At 61.9% G+C, this 17,780-nt stretch carries 17 protein-coding genes and 2 pseudogenes; 17 read left to right on the top strand and 2 right to left on the bottom strand.

Translation table 11 applies throughout. The features are described 5' to 3' along the window. Window positions 1-405 precede the first annotated feature (405 nt). The 5 genes and pseudogenes from B9Z48_RS20555 to B9Z48_RS22150 form a co-directional block, all read left to right on the top strand. Window positions 406-1,209: a GntR family transcriptional regulator gene (locus B9Z48_RS20555; protein ID WP_194944734.1), complete on the top strand. Its 804-nt coding sequence runs from the start codon at window positions 406-408 to the stop codon at window positions 1,207-1,209. Window positions 1,210-1,229: 20 nt separating this feature from the next. Beyond that, on the top strand, window positions 1,230-2,432 hold the full coding sequence (locus B9Z48_RS20550; RefSeq protein WP_089957503.1) for an ABC transporter substrate-binding protein: 1,203 nt from the start codon (window positions 1,230-1,232) through the stop codon (window positions 2,430-2,432). A gap of 24 nt (window positions 2,433-2,456) precedes the next feature. Then, window positions 2,457-3,329 carry a branched-chain amino acid ABC transporter permease gene (locus B9Z48_RS20545; protein WP_089957501.1) on the top strand — a complete coding sequence of 291 codons (873 nt, stop codon included), beginning with the start codon at window positions 2,457-2,459 and terminating at the stop codon, window positions 3,327-3,329. Continuing rightward, window positions 3,326-4,303, top strand: coding sequence for a branched-chain amino acid ABC transporter permease (locus B9Z48_RS20540; protein ID WP_108380477.1), 978 nt, complete (start codon window positions 3,326-3,328; stop codon window positions 4,301-4,303). The genes B9Z48_RS20545 and B9Z48_RS20540 overlap by 4 nt, the downstream gene beginning before the upstream one ends. Beyond that, window positions 4,300-4,779 (top strand): annotated as a pseudogene (locus B9Z48_RS22150) (ABC transporter ATP-binding protein); the annotation flags it as partial. The gene B9Z48_RS20540 and the pseudogene B9Z48_RS22150, both read left to right, overlap by 4 nt. Here B9Z48_RS22150 and B9Z48_RS22145 read toward each other — a convergent pair. Then, window positions 4,702-4,884 (bottom strand): annotated as a pseudogene (locus B9Z48_RS22145) (hypothetical protein); the annotation flags it as partial. The pseudogenes B9Z48_RS22150 and B9Z48_RS22145 sit on opposite strands and share 78 nt — an antisense overlap. On the opposite strand from B9Z48_RS22145, the gene B9Z48_RS22140 reads away from it, so the two are divergent. The 12 genes from B9Z48_RS22140 to B9Z48_RS20480 all read left to right on the top strand — a co-directional run bounded on the left by B9Z48_RS22140 (window position 4,825) and on the right by B9Z48_RS20480 (window position 17,026). After that, window positions 4,825-5,070, top strand: a complete 246-nt coding sequence (locus tag B9Z48_RS22140; protein WP_368665928.1) for a hypothetical protein — start codon at window positions 4,825-4,827, stop codon at window positions 5,068-5,070. The pseudogene B9Z48_RS22145 and the gene B9Z48_RS22140 sit on opposite strands and share 60 nt — an antisense overlap. After that, entirely contained in the window at window positions 5,067-5,777 is a 711-nt protein-coding gene (locus B9Z48_RS20530; protein ID WP_108380475.1) for an ABC transporter ATP-binding protein, read from the top strand. The genes B9Z48_RS22140 and B9Z48_RS20530 overlap by 4 nt, the downstream gene beginning before the upstream one ends. Window positions 5,778-5,895: 118 nt before the next feature. Continuing rightward, window positions 5,896-6,888, top strand: a complete 993-nt coding sequence (locus tag B9Z48_RS20525; RefSeq protein WP_108380474.1) for a tripartite tricarboxylate transporter substrate binding protein — start codon at window positions 5,896-5,898, stop codon at window positions 6,886-6,888. Next, window positions 6,885-8,171 carry a 3-isopropylmalate dehydratase large subunit gene (locus B9Z48_RS20520; protein ID WP_108380473.1) on the top strand — a complete coding sequence of 429 codons (1,287 nt, stop codon included), beginning with the start codon at window positions 6,885-6,887 and terminating at the stop codon, window positions 8,169-8,171. The genes B9Z48_RS20525 and B9Z48_RS20520 overlap by 4 nt, the downstream gene beginning before the upstream one ends. Continuing rightward, window positions 8,168-8,671 (top strand): 3-isopropylmalate dehydratase, encoded by a 504-nt coding sequence (locus B9Z48_RS20515; protein WP_108380472.1) that lies wholly within the window; start codon window positions 8,168-8,170, stop codon window positions 8,669-8,671. The genes B9Z48_RS20520 and B9Z48_RS20515 overlap by 4 nt, the downstream gene beginning before the upstream one ends. Beyond that, window positions 8,668-10,353: a hydantoinase B/oxoprolinase family protein gene (locus B9Z48_RS20510; RefSeq protein WP_233261209.1), complete on the top strand. Its 1,686-nt coding sequence runs from the start codon at window positions 8,668-8,670 to the stop codon at window positions 10,351-10,353. Before B9Z48_RS20515 ends, B9Z48_RS20510 begins: the two co-directional genes overlap by 4 nt. Continuing rightward, window positions 10,350-12,434: a hydantoinase/oxoprolinase family protein gene (locus tag B9Z48_RS20505; protein WP_108380470.1), complete on the top strand. Its 2,085-nt coding sequence runs from the start codon at window positions 10,350-10,352 to the stop codon at window positions 12,432-12,434. Before B9Z48_RS20510 ends, B9Z48_RS20505 begins: the two co-directional genes overlap by 4 nt. Before the next feature lie 223 nt (window positions 12,435-12,657). Beyond that, window positions 12,658-13,260: a cysteine hydrolase family protein gene (locus B9Z48_RS20500; protein ID WP_108380469.1), complete on the top strand. Its 603-nt coding sequence runs from the start codon at window positions 12,658-12,660 to the stop codon at window positions 13,258-13,260. Between the two features lie 4 nt (window positions 13,261-13,264). Then, on the top strand, window positions 13,265-14,665 hold the full coding sequence (locus tag B9Z48_RS20495) for an FAD-dependent oxidoreductase (RefSeq protein WP_108380468.1): 1,401 nt from the start codon (window positions 13,265-13,267) through the stop codon (window positions 14,663-14,665). Beyond that, entirely contained in the window at window positions 14,662-15,543 is an 882-nt protein-coding gene (locus B9Z48_RS20490) for an oxaloacetate decarboxylase (RefSeq protein ID WP_108380467.1), read from the top strand. The genes B9Z48_RS20495 and B9Z48_RS20490 overlap by 4 nt, the downstream gene beginning before the upstream one ends. Further along, window positions 15,540-16,052 carry a GNAT family N-acetyltransferase gene (locus tag B9Z48_RS20485; protein ID WP_108380466.1) on the top strand — a complete coding sequence of 171 codons (513 nt, stop codon included), beginning with the start codon at window positions 15,540-15,542 and terminating at the stop codon, window positions 16,050-16,052. The genes B9Z48_RS20490 and B9Z48_RS20485 overlap by 4 nt, the downstream gene beginning before the upstream one ends. Window positions 16,053-16,240: 188 nt before the next feature. Next, entirely contained in the window at window positions 16,241-17,026 is a 786-nt protein-coding gene (locus B9Z48_RS20480; RefSeq protein ID WP_228769230.1) for a fumarylacetoacetate hydrolase family protein, read from the top strand. 4 nt (window positions 17,027-17,030) lie between these two features. Here the strand turns inward: B9Z48_RS20480 and B9Z48_RS20475 are convergent, their stop codons facing one another. Then, on the bottom strand, window positions 17,031-17,738 hold the full coding sequence (locus tag B9Z48_RS20475) for a hypothetical protein (protein ID WP_089957466.1): 708 nt from the start codon (window positions 17,736-17,738) through the stop codon (window positions 17,031-17,033). Window positions 17,739-17,780 lie beyond the last annotated feature (42 nt).

Below are 17,780 nucleotides of genomic sequence, written 5' to 3'. Positions count from 1 at the left end.
ATGACGCAGGCCCGAATGCAAGCGAGCCAATCCCGATGAGGAAACCACTGACTGGAGAGCCGTGTGCGGGAAAACTGCACGCACGGTTCGGAGGGAGGGGAGGCCTTGGCCTTTCCTACCCCTATCAGGAGGCTGCCTGTGTTTTGTGGGAGCCCCGCCCTCGGGGCGATGGTTGGGGGTCTGCGAGGGTGATCGCTACGAGGGCGTCGCTTCCACAAAAAGCGTTTTTGCAAACTTCATCGGGCCGAACCAACAGTGCGTTCAGTGCTCGGCGTGGGGGCCTCGCGCTGCGGGGCAAAAGTTCCAAAGCATGTGAGATTAGGGAAATCCCCGATCAAATGTCCCATGATGAAGACTTGAATGTCCTATTGACAGGACAATGGGACTGTTTCACGATAGCGCCCCATGAATGCCCATCTGCCTTTGCCCAAATACCACCAGATTTACCTGGTGTTGCGTGAGCAATTGCGCGAAGGGCGTTTTGACGCAGGATTGCCGGGTGAGTTGGCCTTGATGGGTCAGTTTGGTGTGGCGCGTGTCACCGTGCGACGGGCTTTGGCGCAACTGGCCGAAGAGGGTTTGATCCACCGGGAGCCCGGGCGTGGCACCCGGCCTGTGTCTGCTCGTGCGCAAGAGGTTCAGATGCAAGCCTCTACCATGGCCACGGGTCAACAAGCCCGCCTGACGGGTTTGCTGGAAAACCTGGTCACCATGGGCTTGCGAACGCAGGTCAATGTCCTGTCGGTAGAGCGTTTGCGTGCGCCGGTGGATGTGGCCGCTGCCTTGAAACTGCCTGGCACCGCTTGGGTGCAAAAAGCTGAGCGTGTTCGCAGCACCCCCGAAGGTCCCTTGTCGCACATCACCACTTGGGTACCCGATGCGATTTCATCGGGTTTTGGCAAGCGCGAATTGGCGCAAAAACCTATTCTTGTGTTGCTCGAAGAGTCGGGCGTCAAAGTCGGCCGCGCCGAACAAACGATCTCGGCCCGCTTGGCCGATATGGCGCTGGCCCAGCATTTGGATGTTTCTGTCGGATCGGCCTTGCTGGCGGTGCGGCGTTTGATTTATGACGAGGACGACCGTCCCGTCCAATGGCTGCATGGCTTGTACCGACCGGACCGGTACGAATACCAGATGCAGTTATCCCGCGTTGGCAGCATTGACGCCAAGGTGTGGGTAAGCCAAGAGCTGTCCGCCAACTTTCATTGACCTACTTAAAGGATGTTCTCATGACCTCACGTCGCACTTTCATGGGCCAGTCCGCTGCTGCGGCCTCGGCTCTTGCCTTTCCATTGGTAGGCGGGGCTCAGCCCAAGCCCATCAAAGTCGGTGTCCTACACCCCGTCACCGGTGCCTTGGCTTATTCGGGCCAGCAGTGCCGCATGGGTGCCTTGATGGCGATTGAAGACATCAACAAGGCTGGCGGCATCAAGTCGCTGGGCGGCGCCAAGATCGAAGCCATGCTGGGCGACGCGCAGTCCAGCCCCCAAGCGGGCACGGCTGAGATCGAGAAGATGAACGAAGCGGGTGTGAGCGCCGTGGTCGGTGCCTTTGCATCGGCCATTTGCCTGGCCACCACACAAGCAGCGGCCAAGTACAACCTGCCCCATGTGGTCGACGTCGGCGTGGCCGACCAGATCGTTGAGCGTGGCCTGAAAAATACCTTCCGCTTTGGCCCTGGCTACAAAAAGTGCGCCGAAGTGGCTGTGGCCAGCCTCCACGCCCTCAACACCGCCGCTGGCAAGCCCGCCCGCACCGTGATGATCGTGCACGAAGAGTCTTTGTTCGGCACAGGCACCGCCAACTTGCTGGCCAAAGAGCTGCCCGGCTACGGTTACGAAGTCAAGGAAATCATCAAGCACGCCAACCCCACGCGTGACTTCAACAACATTGCGCTGCGCATCAAGCAGGTCAACCCCGACATCCTGATCCCGGCCAACTACTACAACGAATACGCTTTGCTGGTGCGCACTTTGCAGCAGCAAAAAATCACGCCCAAGGCCATCTACTCGGTGCTGGGTGGCGCGGCGTCGAGCTACAAGTTCGTCAAGGAATTCCCCGATGCGGCCAACGGCATCATCGACTGCAACCACTGGTTCAACCCCAAGGACAAGCGCTCGGCCGAGTTGCGCAAGCGCGTCGAAGCACAGGGCCAGTTCTTCAGCTACGAAGTGTTCATGACCTACACCGCCATGATGCTGCTGGCCGATGCGATTGAGCGTGCCAAGTCGCCCGACCGCGCCGCCATCATTGACGCGCTGGCTTCGAGCAAGTTCCAAAACCACATCATGCCCTACGGCCCCACACAGTTTGTGAATGGCCAGAACATGGGCGCACAGCCTTTGATGACCCAGGTCCACAAAGGTGACATCAAGGTCATCGTGCCGCGCGACTACCGCGAGATTGAGCCTGTTTTCCCGCTCAAGGGCTGAGCTGCGCTGAACTGAAAGACCCCGATGCTGGACTTCAACATCCTGTTTCCTTCGGTGCTCAACGGCATCACCACCGGTGCCGTGTACGCGCTGATCGCGCTGGGCCTCACGCTGATTTATGGCGTGCTGCACATCATCAATTTCGCGCATGGCGCGGCCCTGATGGTGGCGCTGTATGGCGTGTACATGCTGAAGCAACACTTCGGGGTCGATCCCTACATGGCCCTGCCCATCATGGTTCCGGCCATGTTTGTGCTGGGTTATGCGCTGCAACGCGGCGTCATCAACCGTGCCAGCCATGGCAAGGATGAAAACATCCTGCTCGTCACGCTGGGCATCTCCATCGTGCTCGAAAATTTGGCACTTTTGTTCTTCAAGTCCGACACCCGCACCATCGAGACCGCCTACACCTTGACCACGGTCGAGATCGGGCCCGCCTTCATCGCGCTGCCCAAGCTGGTGTCTTTTGCCGGTGCCTTGGTGGTGTCGGCTGTTTTGTTGCTCATTGTGCAAAAGACCGATTTGGGTCGTGCCATTCGCGCCGTCTCCAAAGAAAAGCAAGGCGCACGCTTGATGGGCATCGATGTGGACCATGTGTACGCCATGTGTTTTGGTTTGGGCCTGGCCAGTCTGGGCGCAGCGGCCTGCTTTTTGATGCCGGCCTATTACGTGAACCCGCAAGTGGGCAACGGCTTTGTGCTGGTGGCCTTCACCATTGTGGTGCTGGGCGGCATGGGCAGTTTTGCCGGGGCTTTGCTGGGTGGCTTGCTGATCGGTGTGGTGGAGTCGCTGGGGGGTTTGCTGCTGGGTGAGTCGCTGGGCCAGGTGGGCATTTTTGTGATTTTCATTGTGGTGCTCTTGCTCAGACCCCAAGGCTTTTTTGGAGCTAAGGCATGAAAGACTTTCGCAACATTGCACTGTTTGTGCTGTTGGTGGGCATGGTGCCTTTTCTCACCGACTCGGGCGTGATGCTCAACTTTGTGATGACCGCTTTGTACGCCTGCTTGCTCTCGCAAGCCTGGAACGTGCTGGGCGGTTTTGGCGGTCAGTTTTCTTTTGGCCATGCGCTGTTCTTTGGCACGGGCGCTTATGTGCAAGCCATTGCGCAAATGCAGTGGGGCTTAAGCCCCTGGGTGGCTTTGCCGCTGGCCATGGTGTTTGCGGCGGGCGTGGGCGCTTTTGTGGGCGCGGCCTCGTTCCGTTATGGCCTCAAGGGTTCTTACTTTGCGCTGGTCACGCTGGCTTTTGCCGAGGTGTTTCGCATTTTGGCGACCTCGGTGTCCTTCACGGGTGCAGGTGTGGGCCTGATGCTGCCGCTCAAGGAGTCGACTGCGAACATGCAGTTTGGCAGCCGCGCCGGTTTCATTTGGCTCATGCTGGGCTTGGTCACGTTGGCGCTGTGCATCACCGCCTGGCTGCGCCATTCACGTTTTGGGGCCTATTTGCAGGCCGTGCGCGACAACGAAGACGCGGCCCGCGCCATTGGCGTGAACCCCTTCAGTGTCAAGCTGATCGCCACCGTGTTGTCGGGCGGCCTGATGGGCGCAGGCGGTGCGTTTTATGTGCAGGTGTTTCAATACATCGACCCGGGCATCGCCTTTGGCTCACACACCTCGGTCGAAGCCTTGGTGGGCGCGATTGTGGGGGGGCTGGGCACGCTGTGGGGGCCGCTGCTGGGTGCCGTGAGTCTGCACATCCTGGCCGACCTCACACGCAATTTGTTTGGCCAGCTGCCGGGCATCAACATGGTCATTTATGGCGTGGTGCTGATCGTGATCGTGATGTTTTTGCCCCGTGGCATTTCTGGCCTGGGTCTCAAAAAACCATTGCAATTCTTGCGTGGCAGCAAGACGGATGGAGATAAACCATGAGCACGCTGCTGCAAATCGAGGGCGTGGGCAAGTCCTTTGGCGGCTTGAAGGCCGTGCAAAACGTGAGCCTGTCGGTGACTGAAGGGCGCTTGAGCGCCTTGATTGGTCCCAACGGTGCGGGCAAAACCACTTTGTTTGCCCTCATGTCGGGCTTTTTGACACCCGACACGGGCCGTGTGGTGTTTGCGGGCCAGGACATCACCGGCCAGCCGCCGCACCTGAACGCCCGCATGGGCCTGACACGCACCTTCCAGATCGTGCAGCCTTTTGCTGCACAAACAGTGCGCGAAAACATCGCGGTGGGGGCGCACCTGCATTTGCCGCGCCGAGCCCAAGCGTTGGCGTTTGCCGAATCGGTGGCGAGCCAAGTGGGCTTGACGCCCCAGCTCGACAAGCTGGCCAGCGACCTGACGGTGGCGGGCCGCAAGCGCTTGGAGTTGGCCCGCGCACTGGCCACGCGTCCGCGCTTGCTGCTGCTGGACGAAGTGCTGGCAGGCCTGAACCCGCAAGAAATTGCCGAGATGATCCCGGTGGTGCAAGGCATTGCCCAAAGCGGCGTGACGGTGTTGATGATCGAGCACGTCATGCAAGCGGTGATGAGCCTGGCGCAAGAGGTGTGGGTGCTGGCGCAAGGGCAGTTGATTGCCCAAGGCACACCCGCTGAGGTGACGAACAACAAAGCCGTGGTCGAGGCTTATCTGGGCCATGGCACGGCCGAGCGTTTGCAAAAGAACGTCGCCAAAACAGTTCAGGAGGCACAGGCATGAGCGCTTTGTTGAATGTGCAGGGCCTCAAATCCGGCTACGGCGTGGTTGAGGTTTTGCGGGGTGTGGACCTGCAGGTCATGCCGGGTGAGCTGGTGGCGCTGCTCGGCAGCAACGGCGCGGGCAAGACCACGCTCAACCTCACGCTCAGCGGTCTGGTGGGCACGCGTGGGGGGCAAGTGGGTTTTGATGGTCAAAACATCACCGGTTTGCATTCGCGCCAGGTGGTCATGCAGGGCTTGATTCAGGTGCCCGAAGGCCGCAAGGTTTTCCCCAACCTGAGCGTGCACGAGAACTTGGAGCTGGGGGCCTTCACTCGGGGCCGTGAGCGCAAGCAGCAAAACTTGGACAAGGTCTACGACACTTTTCCGCGACTGAAAGAGCGTGTGGCCCAGTTGGCCGGCACTTTGAGCGGTGGCGAGCAGCAGATGTTGGCCATTGGGCGGGGCCTGATGGCCGAGCCACGCTTGCTGATTCTGGACGAGCCCTCGCTGGGTTTGTCGCCGCTGTTGGTGGAAGAGATGTTTGGCCTGATCTCGCAGCTGCGCAGCAGCGGCTTGGCCATCTTGCTGGTGGAGCAAAACGTGGGGCAGTCCCTGGACATCGCTGATCGGGCGTATGTGATGGAAAACGGGCAGATCCGTTTTTCTGGCACTCCGTCTGAGTTGTTGGCCAGCGACACCCTCAGGCAAGCCTATTTGGGCATGTGAGGGTCCTCTGCAGGGGAGGCCAATGCCCTTGAGCTGAGCTGTCCCCATGGCATAGCCAGCGTTCGCAGGCCAGCGTTTTCAGACAACCGATTGAATTTTTGACTTGGAGGACTGCCGCATGACATACACCCCGATTTTTCAACGGCCCACAACTTCACGCCGCGCTTTGGTGCTGATCGCAGCCTTGGCCTGTGCGGCCACCTCCGGTTGGGTGCAAGCCCAAACCCAGCCGCCCATCAAAATTTTGGTGGGTGCCCCCGCTGGCGGCACCACCGACACCATGGCCCGCACCTTGGCCACGGTGCTGGGCACCCAGTTGGGCCGCACCGTGGTGGTCGAGAACAAGCCCGGCGCGGGCGGCAATTTGGCCGCAGACGCTGTGGCCAAGGCCGCGCCCGATGGCAACACACTGCTCATGAGCTTTACCAGCCACGCCATCAACGCCTCGCTCTACCCCAGCTTGCCTTTTGACCCGGTGAAAGACTTCACGCCCTTGACCATGGTGTCGACTTCGCCGTCGATCCTGGTGGCGCACCCCAAAGTCGCGGCCAACAATGTCAAGGAATTGATCTCGCTGGCCAAGTCCAAGCCGGGGCAGCTGAACTTTGCGATTGGTGCATTGGGCTCTTCTCTGCACATGGCCGGTGACGCCTTCAAGATGCAGTCGGGCGTGTACATCGTGAACATCCCCTACCGGGGCACAGCGCCTGCGGTGCAAGACGTGCTGGCTGGACAAGTCGATTTGATGTTCGCCGCCATTGGGAATGTGCAAGCGCACATCAAGGCCGGCAAGCTCAAGGCCTTGGGGGTGACCAGCGCCAAGCGTCTGCCCGCATTTCCCCAAGTCCCCGCCATTGGCGAGAGCTTGCCCGGTTACGAGTCGAGCGCTTGGTTTGGTTTGTTTGGCCCGGGCCGCATGAGCCCCGAATTGACACGCCGTTTGGCCGATGCCGCCCGCGCAGCCGTGCAGTCGCCCGAAGTCAAGCGCCGCATCGAGCATGAAGGTGCCACGCCCGTGGGCAACAGCCCAGAGGAGTTTGCCCGCTTTGTCGACAGCGAAATCGTGCGTTGGCGGGCGGTGGTGCAGTACGCAGGAGCCAAGCCCGAATGAACACAAGCCCTTTACGGCCACAAACCCTGGCCCAAAAGCTGATCGCCCGTGCCGCTGGCCGCAGCCATGTGGCCGTGGGTGAGGTGGTCACTTGCAACGTCGACCTGGCCATGTTCCACGACTCATCGGGTCCGCGCCGCTTGAAACCCATGCTGGACGAGCTGGGGGCTGAAATTTGGGACAAAAACAAAGTGGTGCTGGTGCTGGACCACTATGTGCCCGCACAAGACGCGGATGCGCAGCAGATTGTGCAGATCGCACGCGACACGGCCAAACAATGGAAGTTGCCCCATGTGATCGACAGCGAGGGCATTTGCCATGTGGTGCTGCCCGAGCGCGGTCACTTGAAGCCCGGCATGTTTTGTGTGGGGGGCGACTCCCATTCGCCCACAGGCGGTGCTTTTGGTTGCTACATGTTCGGCATCGGTGCGACCGAAATGCTGGGGGTGTGTGTGACGGGCCAAATTTGGGTGCAGGTGCCACGCACCTTGCGCATGCACTGGTCGGGCCGCCTGCAACATGGCGTGTCGGCCAAAGACATGATGCTGCACATGGTGGGGCGCTTTGGCATGAATGGCGGGCAATACCAGGCAGTGGAGTTTGCAGGGCCTGCGGTGCAGGCACTGAGCATGGCCGAGCGCATGACGCTGTCCAACATGAGTGCTGAGATGGGCGCGCAGGCCGGCTTGATCGCGGCAGACGAGACCACCTTGCAGCACCTGCGCGGCATTGGCGTGGCACCTGAACATCTGGCAGGGGCTGAGCAGTGGCACACCGACGAAGATGCCGATTTTGAACAGCACAGCTTTGATGCGAGCAGCCTCAGCCCCCAGGTGGCCGCGCCGCACAGCCCCGCCAACACGCGGGATGTGGCCAAGTTTGCCGACGTGATGCCGAACATTGCGTACATCGGTGCCTGCACCGGTGCCAAGCTCGAAGACCTGCGTGCCGCCGCTTCGGTGCTCAAGGGCCAGCGCGTGGCTGCGGGTGTGCAGCTCATGGTGGCACCCGCCAGCGCCCGTGAACAAGCCCAGGCCACACAAGAAGGCGTGATGCAAACCTTGCTGGACGCCGGGGCCATGGTGCTGCCCAACAGCTGCGGCGCGTGTGCGGGCTACGGCGCGACTTTCCCCGAAGGCTCCACCGTGATCTCAACCACCGCCCGCAACTTCAAAGGCCGCATGGGCCCGGCCAGCGTGAACGTGTATTTGGCTTCGCCCTACACCGTGGCAGCCTCGGCTTTGCGCGGGCGCATCAGCGATGCACGCGAGGTGCTGGCATGACACAGCGCGCATTTGACAACGCACGGGTGTGGCGGCTCGGTGCCGATGTGGACACCGATGCCCTGGCCCCCGGCGCTTACATGAAGCATGGCCTGGAAGTGATCGGCTGGCATTGCCTTGAGGCGGTGCGCACCGACTTCGCTTCGGGCGTGCGCGAGGGCGATGTGATTGTGGCCGGGGCCAACTTTGGCATCGGGTCATCGCGCGAACAGGCGGCCGGTGTGCTGCGGCACCTGGGCCTGGCGGCGGTGATTGCACCGTCTTACAGCGGTCTGTATTTCCGCAACGCCTTCAACCTGGGCCTGCTGCTCTTGACATGCCCAGAAGCCGACAAGATCGAAGAGGGCGAGCGTGTGGGTGTGACGTTTGAGGGCGACACCCCGGTGGTGATTCGCGCGAACGGTCAGCGCTTGGCCTGCGCCCCGATTCCTGAATTTTTGATGGACATGGTCGATGCAGGGGGCTTGCTGCCTCTGCTCAAACAAAGAAAGCCTGCATGAACCCGACTGAACGTGTAATTGAACCGGTGATGGACCCCGTGACATTGGCCGTGCTGCGCGGCCGACTTGAACAGATTGCCGACGAGATGGACGCGACGCTGTACCGCAGCGCCTTCAACCCCATCATTGCCGAGGCGCACGACGCTTGCCACGGCCTGTACGACGCCCTCACCGGTGACACCCTGATCCAGGGCAAGTCGGGCTTGCCTGTGTTTGTGGGGGCCATGGCTTTTGCCGTGCGCGCCGCCATGCGCGTGGCCGCCGAGCGCGGCGGCATGCAGCCGGGTGATGTCTGGCTGTTCAACGACCCCTACGAGGGCGGCACCCACGCCAACGACTTCAAGCTGGTCAAGCCCTGCTTTCGCAATGGGCAGTTGTATTGCTTTTTGGCCTCGGCCGCGCACTGGCACGACGTGGGTGGTGCGGTGCCCGGCAACTACAACCCAGCGGCGACCGAGTGCTGGCAAGAAGCGGTGCAGATCCCGCCGGTGCGCATCTTGCGCGGCGGTGTGCTCGACGACGACGTGCTGGCCATCCTTCGCGCCAACACCCGCTTGCCCGACAGCCTGTGGGGTGACCTGAACGGCCAGCTGGCCGCGCTCGAATTGGGTGCCCGCCGCCTGGACGGTTTGCTCGACGAATACGGCGACGCCAAAGTGGCGCAGGCCCTGGTGGAGTTGCGCACACGCGCCGTGCGCCTGATGCGCTCGCACATCACCAGCCTGCCCGATGGCCGCTACAGCTTTGAAGACGTGCTGGACAACGACGGTGTGAAAGACGAGCTGCTCACCATTGCACTCGACATGACGGTGGCCGGTGACCGGCTGACGCTGGACTTTTCGCGCACCTCGGCGCAGTGCGCGGGTCCGGTGAACATCTCACGCGCCACAGCGGTGGCCGCTTGTTATGTGGCTTTGAAGCATGTCTTCCCCGACGTGCCCGCCAACGCGGGTGTGCTCGATGCGGTGGACTTTGTGATCCCCGATGGCCTGGTCATCAGCGCTTCGCGCCCGCGTCCGGTGGGTGGCTACACCGAAACCATTTTGCGCATGATCGATGTGATCTTCAGCGCCACGGCCCTGGCCGACCCGCAGCGGGCAGTGGCCCATGCCTACGGCACCATCAACGCCTTGTCGATCGCCGGGCACCGCACCGACGACAAGCGCAAAGGCCAGCGCTGGGTGATGTTCAGCTTCTTTGGTGGCGGGCACGGCGGCCATTCGGATGGCGACGGCTTGTCGCATGGCAATGCGCCCATCTCGACCGCCACCATCCCGCCCATGGAAATTTTGGAAGCGGCCTACCCGGTGCGCTTCACGCAATGGGCCTTGCGCCCCGGCTCGGGCGGCGATGGCCAGCACCGGGGCGGCTTGGGCGCGATTTACGAAATTGAATTGCTTGAAGACAGCGCCGAGGCTTTCATTTTTGGCGAGCGCGGCAAGTCCGCGCCCAAAGGCATTCACGGTGGCCAGCCTGCGCTGCCCAATGTGTTCGAGTATTGCCAAAACGGCGAATGGAAGACGCCACCCATGGTGTCCAAGATGTTGGGCATCCACCTGAAAAAAGGCGACCGCGTGCGCCTGCAAACCCCGGGCGGCGGCGGCTGGGGATCGCCCGCTGAGCGCTCGGCGCAAGACCGTGCCAAAGACAGCGCACTGGGTTACACCAAGGAACAAGCATGAGCGAGGCAGCAGTGAATCAGCCGCATTGGGTGGTGGGTGTGGACGTGGGTGGTACGTTTACCGACCTGTTTGTGCTGGACGAAAAAACCGGCCAGGCCCGCATTGTCAAGGTGCCGTCGACCCGAGGCGAAGAAGCCCGGGGCTTCATGAACGGCATCGCCAAAGTGACCGGCAACACCGGTGCCGATGGCGCCAAAGAGATTGCCACGATCGTGCACGGCACGACAGTGGGGACCAACGCCTTGCTGGAGCGCAAGATCGCCCGCACCGGCATCATCACCACGCGCGGGTTCCGCGACGTGCTGGAAATGCGCCGCCGCGACCGCCCGCAAACCTGGGGCCTGCGCGGCAGCTACACTCCGGTGGTGCCCCGCGCCTGGCGTCTGGAAGTGGACGAGCGCGTGTTGGCCGATGGCCAGTTGCACACGCCCGTGAATCTGGATCAGGTGCGCGAACAAGCCCGCGCCCTGCTGGCCGAAGGCTGCGAGGCGGTGTGTGTGTTCTTTGTGCACGCCTATGCCAACCCCGGCAACGAACAAGCCGCTGTGGCCGCCGTGCGTGAAATCTGGCCCAACAGCTATGTGACCGCCGCCAGCGAAGTGCTGCCCGAGATCCGTGAGTTCGAGCGCTGCTCCACCGCCACGCTCAATGCCGCCTTGCAGCCCGTGGTGGGCAGCTATTTGCAGCGCTTGGATGGCGACTTGCGTGCCCAAGGCTTTGGCGGTGAACTCTTGATCGTTCAAAGCAATGGCGGCGTGATGTCGCGCCAGACTGCTTGTGATGTGCCGGTACGCACCGCGCTGTCGGGTCCGGCGGCGGGCGTGATGGCCTGCGCCGAAATCGCCCGCGCTTCGGGCTTTGAAAACGTGATCACTGGCGACATCGGTGGCACCTCGTTTGACGTGTCTTTGGTGGCCGGTGGCGAAGCGGCCCTCGCCGCGCAAACCTCGATCGAGTTTGGACTGGTGGTGCGCTCGCCCATGATCCAGATCGAGACCATCGGCGCCGGTGGCGGCTCGATCGCCTCGGTCGATGCGGGTGGCATGCTGCAAGTGGGCCCCGAGTCGGCCGGCAGCATTCCCGGCCCGGCCTGCTATGGGCGCGGCAACACTCGCCCCACGGTGACCGATGCCAATGTGCTGCTGGGCCGCATTGCGGCCGACCGACCTTTGGGCGGCGGTTTGCTGCAAAAGCTCGATTCAGGTTTGTCAGAAACAGCCATTGCCCAGCATGTGGCCGAGCCCTTGGGTTTGACGGCGCTGGCGGCGGCCGAAGCGATTTTGACGGTGGCCAATGCCCGCATGGCGGGCGCGATCCGCGTGGTGTCGATCGAGCGCGGGCACGATCCGCGCCAGTTTGCCTACATGCCTTTTGGCGGCGGCGGCGGTTTGCATGTCTGCGCCATGATGCGCGAGGTGGGCGTGACCACTGGCATCGTGCCGCGTTACCCTGGCGTGACCTCGGCGCTGGGCTGCGTGATGGCCGACATGCGCCACGACGCGGTGCAGACCTTGAACGTGGCCTTGGCCGATGTGGCTTGGCCTGCTTTGCTGGAACGCGTGGATGGCTTGGCCGAAGCCTGCCAGGTGCGCCTGGATTCTGCCGGTGTGAATTTTGTGCGGGTGGACGAGGTCATCAGCTTTGACATGCTCTACATGGGCCAAACCCACACGCTGCAAGTGCCCCTGAAGCGCGAAGCTTTGAATGCCGCCGGATTGTTGGCGGCGTTTGAAACGGCCTACCAACACGCCTTTGGTCGCGTGCTGCAAGGCCCGGTGATCCGCGTGATGAACCTGCGTTATGCCCGCATCGGGCGGCGGCCCAAGTTTGACCTGGCTGTACTGGCCCCGCAAGGCGAAGGTCGTACGGCCCCCGTGGGCGAGCAGCAGGTGTACCACCAGGGCCAGTGGTGGACGGCGCAGCGCTACGAACGCTTGAGCCTGCCCGTGGGCACCGTGGTGCAAGGCCCGGCAATTTTGGAGCAGCCTGATACGACCGTGTGGTTGGAGCCGGGCTTTGAAGGCCGTGTAGACAAACTGGGCAACCTGTTGGTGGAGCGCACCAGTGCTCAGTTGGGCTGAAGTGTGAAGGAAAGCAGTGGTGGATGAGGTGGAATTTCATTGGGCTTTTGTAGGTCGGTACCTTCAGGTCCGACATGGCTCAATGGGGCTAAGGTTGCATGTCGGGGCTGAAGCCACCGACCTACGGGCTGATCGGGGGGCCAACATTTCAGGCTTCATCTGGCCGTATCCATGCTGCAGTCCGACAAAGTTTTGGGGTACTTGGACAACACGAGGAGAACGTATGAATTTGAAGAACGCCAAATTGGGCATGGTCATCGTGGACCTGCAAAACGACTTTCTCGCGCCCGACGGCGCTTATGCCCGGGGCAACACCCTGAGCGCCGAGGCGGTGAAGCTGCCCGAGCGCATGGCCCCGGTGGCGCGTGCCATCAAAGCCCATGGCGGCTTGGTCACCGCCAGCCTGTTCACCCTCTGGCCCGATGCGCAGGGCGAGCCCATGATTTCGGCCCACCTCAAAGAGCGCCGCCCGTTTTTGCGCAAGGGCGACTTCGCGCCCGGCAGCCGGGGTCAGGCCAATGTGGACCTGTTGGCCCCGCTGGTCGATGTGTCGGTGTTCAAAGTGGCGTATTCGGCTTTCTTCAACACGCAACTCGACTGGGTGCTGAAAAAATCGGGCATCGACACCTTGGTGGTATGCGGGATCGTCACCAACGGTGGCGTGGCCAGCACGGTGCGCGATGCCCATGTGCGTGATTACCACGCCATCGTCTTGTCCGACGGTTGCGCCGCCTTCAGCGACGCCGCGCACCAGGCCGCGCTGGCCGACATGGGGTCGGTGGGTGATGTCATGGACAGCGCCACTTTTTTGAAACAACTGGGCTGACACCATGAACGCGCCGCTGCCGCAAGTTCGCCGGGCTGCTGATTTGCAAGCCGAGGACCACACACCGGTCGTGATCGTGGGCGCTGGCGCTTGTGGCCTCACGGCCGCGCTGGCATTGCACCGCTTGGGTTTGGATTGTGTGGTGTTGGAGCGCGATGCGTTTGCTGCGGGCTCTACCGCTTTGTCGTCGGGTTTCATTCCGGCACCTTGCACACAAGCCCAACAGGCCCAAGGCATCACCGACAGCGTGGACTTGTTCGCATCAGACATTCAGGCCAAGGCCCACGGCCAAGCCGCACCGCACCTGGTGCAAGCCTATGCCCAAAACATCGGCCCTGCCATGGACGCGCTGGCCCAACACCACGGCCTGCCTTGGCAGGTGTTGGACAACTTTTTGTACCCCGGCCACAGCGCCCACCGCATGCACGCCGTGCCCGAAAAAACTGGAGCCGGTCTCATGAGCCGCCTGCAAGCGGCGGCCGACGCCGCAGGCGTGGTGGTGCTCACACAAGCGCAAGTGACCGAGCTGTGGGCCGACGACGCACAGCGCATCCACGGTGTGGGTTTTGTCAGGCCCGATGGCCAGACCGAGCGCATCCGCTGCGATGCGGTGATCTTGGCTTGCAACGGTTTTGGTGGGGCTGCGGCCATGGTGAAAGAGATGCTGCCCGAGATGGCCGAAGCCACTTATGCGGGGCATGTGGGCAACGACGGCAGTGCCATTGCGTGGGGCCAACAACTGGGCGCACGCCTGGCCGACTTGGGCGCGTACCAAGGCCACGGCTCGTGGGCCGTGCCGCAGGGCGCATTGATCTCGTGGGCGCTGATGATGGAAGGCGGCGTGCAGATCAATGCCCAAGGCCAACGCTTTCACGACGAAACCCAGGGCTACTCGGAGGCGGCGGTGCATGTGCTGGCACAGCCGGGTGGTGTGGCCTGGAATGTGTTTGACGATGCGCTGCTGGCCTTTGCGCAAGAGTTTCCCGATTTCGTAGCGGCGCAAGGTGCAGGCGCGGTGCAACACGCCGCCGATGCGCTTGCACTGGCGCAGCTGATCGGCTGCCCGCCAGACGCTTTGCAAGCCACTTTGACCGCCGTGCAGCCGGGTACCGACCCGGCGACAGGCCGCACGTTCAAACGCGCCCTGCAAGCCCCGTTTCACGCCATCAAGGTGACAGGCGCTTTGTTCCACACCCAAGGGGGTTTGGACATCGACGCGCAAACCCGCGTGTTGCGCCAAGACGGCACACCTCTGCCCAATGTGCTGGCCGCAGGCGGCGCAGCACGGGGTGTGTCGGGCCAAGAAGTCTGGGGTTATTTGTCGGGCAATGGTTTGCTCAGCGCCATCGCGGGTGGGCACATTGCGGCACACACCGCACAACAACTTTTGAAAGACACGCCATGAGTCAGCCGCACAATTTGGCCCAACGCCTGCAACAAGACCAGGCCTTGCTCGCCCCCGGTGTGTACGACGCGCTAACCGCGCTGGTGGCCCAGCAAGCCGGTTTTGAAGCCGTGTACCTGTCGGGTGCATCGATCGCCTACACGCGCCTGGGTCGCTCCGACATTGGCCTGACCACCGCCACCGAAGTCGCACAGACCCTGGCCCACATCACCGACCGGGTGAACATTCCCGTGATCGTGGACGCCGACACCGGCTTTGGCAATGCACTCAACACCCAGCGCACCGTGCGCGACTTCGAGCGGGCCGGGGCCGCGATGATCCAGATCGAAGACCAGACTTTCCCCAAGCGCTGCGGCCACCTGGACGGCAAAGGCGTGGTGCCGGTGGCCGAGATGCATGGTAAGTTGCGTGCGGCGCTGGACGCCCGCCACGACCAAAACACCTTGATTTTGGCGCGCACCGACGCGGTGGCCGTGGAAGGCCTGGACGCCGCGCTGGAGCGGGCCGAGCGCTATCTGGAATGCGGGGTGGATGCGCTCTTCATCGAGGCGCTCAGGTCTGATGAACAAATGAACCGTGCCTGCGCCCAGTTTGCCAATCGTGTGCCGCTCTTGGCCAACATGGTCGAAGGCGGCAAGACGCCGGTGCAAAGCGCGGCCGAGTTGGGCGAGCGTGGCTTCAAGATCGTGATTTTTCCGGGTGGCACGGCGCGGGCGGTGCTGCACACCTTGCAGGGCTACTACGCGAGCTTGCACACCCACCAGACCACGCGGCCCTGGCAAGACCACATGTTGGATTTTGATGGCCTGAACGCTGTCATTGAAACGCCTCAATTGCTGGCGCTGGGGCAGCGCTACGAAAGCAGTGAAAAGTCATGACACCCCACATCGTTTTGCGCGGCCTGCGAGTGGGCGACATCGGTTGGGTGGCGCACCGCCAGGGCATGTTGTACGCGCAAGAATACGGCTGGGACGGCACCTTTGAGGCCTTGGTGGCCGAAATCGCCGCGCAGTTCGTGAAGAACTTTGACGCTGAATGGGAGAGCGCCTGGATCGCTGAACGCGATGGTCAGGTTCTGGGCTCGGTGTTTTTGGTCAAGGTGTCCGAGCAAGAGGCCAAGCTGCGCTTGCTGTACGTGGAGCCCGATGCGCGTGGCGCGGGCCTGGGTCGGCGCTTGACGCAAGAATGCATCGCTTTTGCGCAAGCCAAGGGTTACGAAAAGCTCACTTTGTGGACCAATGACATCTTGCATGCAGCCCGCCGCATTTACCAAGAGGCCGGGTTCGTGTTGGTGTCTGAAGAGCCGCACCATTCTTTTGGTGCCGATCTGGTGGGGCAGTACTGGTCGCTGGACCTGCAGGCGGGGTCCAGCAATCTGCCGGATTGAGCTTGAATCCCCCCTTTTGCACAGAGTGGGTCTGTCCCATTGAGAATGAAAGCTGGTTTGGGTTTGGCGTCTGTCCCAAGCGTGTCATTTCAAAGTTTGTTCACTGCTATAAATAAGCAACCATTGCATACACCAGCCGATGGGCCTGTGTGACGTGGTGGAGACAAGCCATTGACATGGAGACAAACATGGACAGAAGAAACTTTTTTCAAAACAGTGCCCTGGTCACCACCGGTGCCCTTGCAGGTTGTGCTTTGCCCGGTGTGGCCCAGAACCAGCCGAAAACGCCTTTTTCGGTGCCTGCCACTTACATTCCCATCGAAGGCAGCGACGAAATGTTCCCGGTTCGCCGCATTTATTGCATCGGCCGCAACTACGCCGCCCATGCCCGTGAAATGGGATCAGACCCCACACGCGAGCCACCGTTCTTTTTTCAAAAACCCACCGACGCCATCCAGTACGTGAAGGCCGGCACGGTGGCCGATCACCCCTATCCGCCGCTGACCAAAAATTACCATTACGAGGCCGAGTTGGTGGCCGTGCTGCACAAGGGCGGGCGCAACATTGCCAGAGACAAGGCGCTGGACCATGTGTATGGCTACACCCTGGGGCTGGACATGACGCGCCGTGATTTGCAGCGCGGCATGGGTGACCAGAAAAAGCCTTGGGAAATCGGCAAGAGTTTTGACAAGTCGGCGCCCATCGGTGCCATCCGCAAACTCGCACAAACCGGCCACATCACCCAAGGCAGCATCTGGCTGAAGGTCAATGGTCAAGTCAAACAAAACGCCAATTTGAACCAGATGATCTGGTCGGTGGCCGAGCAGATCGCGCAGTTGTCCGAAGCCTTTGAGCTGTTCCCGGGCGACATCATTTATTCAGGCACCCCTGAAAACGTCGGGCCGGTGGTGCGCGGAGATGTGATCGAGATGCACGTCGATGGCTTTCCCAACTTGAGCGTGAAGATCGTCTGAAGCTTCAGGTTCGGGCGGGGCACCAGCCCATTTCAAGCCAGTGCGCATAGCCTGGCTTGAAGGGCCAGGCCGTGTGTTGTACCGGGGTGCCTGCAGGCAACACCGGTTCGGTCAGATGGTCCAGCCAGGGGCTGATGGCCCCCAGCTGTTGCAGCCAGGCTTGCCCTTCGGCAGTCTCCATGGCCACCCTGGCCAGGCCCTGGCGCGACACAGGCATCGCGGTGCCCGGCAGGGTGCGACCAGACATGCGGTCATGCACGCTGCCCCAAGCGACATGTTTTAAGGTTTTTTGCAGCGATCGCAAACGGCGGCTGACCGCATCCAGGGGTTCGTGGGTGAACCTCAACTGTCCCAGCAGGTTGTCGAACCAGAAAAAGGCCCCTGGCATGGCCTGGGTGCATTCGCTCAATTGGGCCAAGCCATCGCCCGTGTGCAGGTGCAGGCGCGTGCCTTGTCTTTGCAAGTGCCGACCGTGCCGCCAGCGAAACAAGGGCGCGGCCAAGGGGTCGATGTCCCAGGCGTGAACCTCGTCAAATTGCGCCAGCCAGTCGGTGGGCAACATCCAGCCCGCACTGGCGCCCAATAAAACCAGCTGTTGGCGTGGCATGGTTTGCGCCGTCAACCAGTCGGCGATTTGTGCAGACGCGCTCGCCCAGTGTGCTTGGGATCGCCAAGCGCGCCAGTGCCAATGCCATCCGCCAGTCAGGTTCATGACCGAACTTTAAACCTTGAGCGAGGTGTTTTGTCCTGCATC

Origin of the sequence: Limnohabitans sp. WS1 (assembly GCF_003063265.1) — a bacterium.
GTDB lineage: Bacteria > Pseudomonadota > Gammaproteobacteria > Burkholderiales > Burkholderiaceae_C > Limnohabitans_A.
This window is presented reverse-complemented; position numbering and strand designations above follow the sequence as displayed.

Bases quoted from the DNA above. Each gene is read 5' to 3' on its own strand.
- B9Z48_RS20555 (WP_194944734.1), top strand. From the start codon at position 406: ATGAATGCCCATCTGCCTTTGCCCAAATACCACCAGATTTACCTGGTG.
- B9Z48_RS20550 (WP_089957503.1), top strand. From the start codon at position 1,230: ATGACCTCACGTCGCACTTTCATGGGCCAGTCCGCTGCTGCGGCCTCG.
- B9Z48_RS20545 (WP_089957501.1), top strand. From the start codon at position 2,457: ATGCTGGACTTCAACATCCTGTTTCCTTCGGTGCTCAACGGCATCACC.
- B9Z48_RS20540 (WP_108380477.1), top strand. From the start codon at position 3,326: ATGAAAGACTTTCGCAACATTGCACTGTTTGTGCTGTTGGTGGGCATG.
- B9Z48_RS22140 (WP_368665928.1), top strand. From the start codon at position 4,825: ATGATCCCGGTGGTGCAAGGCATTGCCCAAAGCGGCGTGACGGTGTTG.
- B9Z48_RS20530 (WP_108380475.1), top strand. From the start codon at position 5,067: ATGAGCGCTTTGTTGAATGTGCAGGGCCTCAAATCCGGCTACGGCGTG.
- B9Z48_RS20525 (WP_108380474.1), top strand. From the start codon at position 5,896: ATGACATACACCCCGATTTTTCAACGGCCCACAACTTCACGCCGCGCT.
- B9Z48_RS20520 (WP_108380473.1), top strand. From the start codon at position 6,885: ATGAACACAAGCCCTTTACGGCCACAAACCCTGGCCCAAAAGCTGATC.
- B9Z48_RS20515 (WP_108380472.1), top strand. From the start codon at position 8,168: ATGACACAGCGCGCATTTGACAACGCACGGGTGTGGCGGCTCGGTGCC.
- B9Z48_RS20510 (WP_233261209.1), top strand. From the start codon at position 8,668: ATGAACCCGACTGAACGTGTAATTGAACCGGTGATGGACCCCGTGACA.
- B9Z48_RS20505 (WP_108380470.1), top strand. From the start codon at position 10,350: ATGAGCGAGGCAGCAGTGAATCAGCCGCATTGGGTGGTGGGTGTGGAC.
- B9Z48_RS20500 (WP_108380469.1), top strand. From the start codon at position 12,658: ATGAATTTGAAGAACGCCAAATTGGGCATGGTCATCGTGGACCTGCAA.
- B9Z48_RS20495 (WP_108380468.1), top strand. From the start codon at position 13,265: ATGAACGCGCCGCTGCCGCAAGTTCGCCGGGCTGCTGATTTGCAAGCC.
- B9Z48_RS20490 (WP_108380467.1), top strand. From the start codon at position 14,662: ATGAGTCAGCCGCACAATTTGGCCCAACGCCTGCAACAAGACCAGGCC.
- B9Z48_RS20485 (WP_108380466.1), top strand. From the start codon at position 15,540: ATGACACCCCACATCGTTTTGCGCGGCCTGCGAGTGGGCGACATCGGT.
- B9Z48_RS20480 (WP_228769230.1), top strand. From the start codon at position 16,241: ATGGACAGAAGAAACTTTTTTCAAAACAGTGCCCTGGTCACCACCGGT.
- B9Z48_RS20475 (WP_089957466.1), bottom strand. From the start codon at position 17,738: ATGAACCTGACTGGCGGATGGCATTGGCACTGGCGCGCTTGGCGATCC.